The sequence below is a fragment of the Saccharopolyspora sp. NPDC002686 genome (assembly GCF_040295745.1).
GTDB classification, from domain to species: domain Bacteria; phylum Actinomycetota; class Actinomycetes; order Mycobacteriales; family Pseudonocardiaceae; genus Saccharopolyspora; species Saccharopolyspora oryzae.
In genome coordinates this window covers 1-1,908 of record NZ_JBEOVY010000623.1, presented here as the reverse complement: position 1 = coordinate 1,908, position 1,908 = coordinate 1, and the positions used below count along the sequence as shown (strand labels likewise).

General features: G+C 68.3%; 3 protein-coding genes. 1 reads left to right on the top strand and 2 read right to left on the bottom strand.

Going from position 1 to position 1,908, the window contains the following annotated elements; translation table 11 throughout:
• Positions 1-5 precede the first annotated feature (5 nt).
• Positions 6-707, bottom strand: coding sequence for an envelope integrity protein Cei (cei, locus tag ABTZ89_RS38370; RefSeq protein ID WP_270947974.1), 702 nt, complete (start codon positions 705-707; stop codon positions 6-8).
• A gap of 459 nt (positions 708-1,166) precedes the next feature.
• On the opposite strand from cei, the gene ABTZ89_RS38365 reads away from it, so the two are divergent.
• On the top strand, positions 1,167-1,466 hold the full coding sequence (locus ABTZ89_RS38365) for a DUF4193 domain-containing protein (RefSeq protein ID WP_270947973.1): 300 nt from the start codon (positions 1,167-1,169) through the stop codon (positions 1,464-1,466).
• 83 nt (positions 1,467-1,549) lie between these two features.
• Here ABTZ89_RS38365 and ABTZ89_RS38360 read toward each other — a convergent pair.
• Positions 1,550-1,908, bottom strand: a 359-nt coding sequence (locus ABTZ89_RS38360) for a DUF3093 domain-containing protein (protein WP_351054335.1), incomplete at its 5' end; no start/stop codon positions are given.

The following is a 1,908-nucleotide window of genomic DNA, read 5'->3' as shown; positions in this document are numbered from 1 at the left end:
GGCGCTCAGCAGTGGACGTCGCGGGCCTTCTCCAGCAGGTCCTTGCTGATCTGCGGAGGTGAGACCTCCTGGTGCGCGCCGCCCTGCTGGTCGCGCTGCGGGACCCAGTTCTCCAGCTCCTGGAGCACCTGCTTGGCCTCGGAGGTGGTCTTGATGTCCTTGAACTTCTTCCCGAGCGCGAAGTCGATGGTGGCGTCCGGCCGCTCGTCGCGGACGAGCTGAGCGCACGGCGCGATCAGGCTCAGCGTGCGAGCCGCGCTCACCCCGGCGCCGCCGAAGCGGATCTGGCCGTGGCACTTCAGGTCGTAGTTGACGTAGACCGGGTCGTTGTCCGCGCCGCCCTTGGCGAAGCCGAGGCTGGCCAGCTCGTCGCCGACCAGGGTGGCCTGCCGGCTCTCCCCGTTGCCGTTGAGCACCCGCACCTGCACGTCCTGCGGCGGGATCGGGTTGGTCGAGTTCAGCGCGTCGCGCTCGAGCATGGTGCCCAGCGGCACCTGCTCGGGCATCGGCTCACCGGCGGGCGCGGCGGTCGGCGGTGTCGGCGGGGCGCAGGTGGTGGCGGCTTCGATGCCCTGCACGGAGTCGAAAACTCGCGTCCACAGGAACCCGGCTGCCACCACGAGGCAGGCGAGCACCAGCAGAGCGGGCAGTGGTCGGCGGCGCCGGTACCCGGCTCGTCGTCCCCCTCTTGCACCAACGGCTGCCACGTCCCGCCCCTCCTTGGATGCTCCTACCAGTGCACTGGATCAAGCCTATGCGCAGAACTCCCGTCGTGCGGCGCCGGAGGCCGTTGCTGTGTCGCGGCGGGCCCGGAATCGCCGCTGAATCGATGTGGTCGAGCTGAATTGCCAGCGCACGGCATCGCAGAACGTCCTGGCGGGCAACCGAGGGCGACAGCCGGATGTCGTGCCGGATCGATCTCCGGGAGGCTGTGGATGCAGTGAACACCACACCTATGGGTGACCTGCTGCATGTGCGCATTCGCCATGAGCTACCCTCTCGGCGCCTCACGGAGTGCCGGATGAGGCAAGTCGCTCATAACGGGGGAACTGAACGCGTTGCAGGGCGAGACCACGATCACTGCGCCACCGGGCACAAATCCTGGTCCTGGAACGTTTACCAGCGGCACACCATTGCAGTCTCCACAAACGCAGGGGTGAATCACGATGGCGACCGACTACGACGCTCCGCGCCGCGAGTCCGAGGACATGGCCGAGGACTCGTTGGAGGAGCTGAAGGCGCGACGCAACGATGCGCAATCGGGCGTCGTCGACGAGGACGAAGGGGCGATCGCGGAGAACTTCGAACTCCCGGGTGCGGACCTGTCCGGCGAGGAGATGACCGTCAAGGTCCTCCCCAAGCAGGCGGACGAGTTCACGTGCGCGAGCTGCTTCCTCGTTCATCACCGCAGTCGACTGGCCGAGACCAAGAACGGCCAGTTCATCTGCCGCGACTGCGCTGCCTGAGCACGCAGACGTCGACGAAACCGGGAAGTGGCTGGGCACACGCAGGGCGTGTGCCCAGTTTTCTTTCCCCGGCCCGAACCGGGTCAGCGCTTGCCCAGCGCCTCGACGAGCTCTTCGGGGCGCCGCGTGCTGACCACCCAGTACGGGGTCGGGTCGTCCGCGTCGTCCAACCAGATCCGCACCGACGTGCGGATCGAGGAGCGGTGCACCATGAACGCGGCCGGATCCAGGTCCGGCCCCAGCGCCTTGCGCTGCTCCTGCGGCGCGATGACCTCGACCTCGTCGATGAAGCGCAGCGGCAGGTGCGCGTCACCCACCCACAGCTCGCCGCCGCGGACCTCCACCTTGGTGCGACCCAGCCACAGCGGGATGGCGATCGCCAGCGGCACCAGCACCACGTACGGCAGCCACGCCCGCACGCCCGGGTAGCCCATGTGCACCT

Excerpts from the sequence above, each read along its gene's own strand:
- ABTZ89_RS38365 (WP_270947973.1), top strand. The coding sequence starts at position 1,167 with ATGGCGACCGACTACGACGCTCCGCGCCGCGAGTCCGAGGACATGGCC.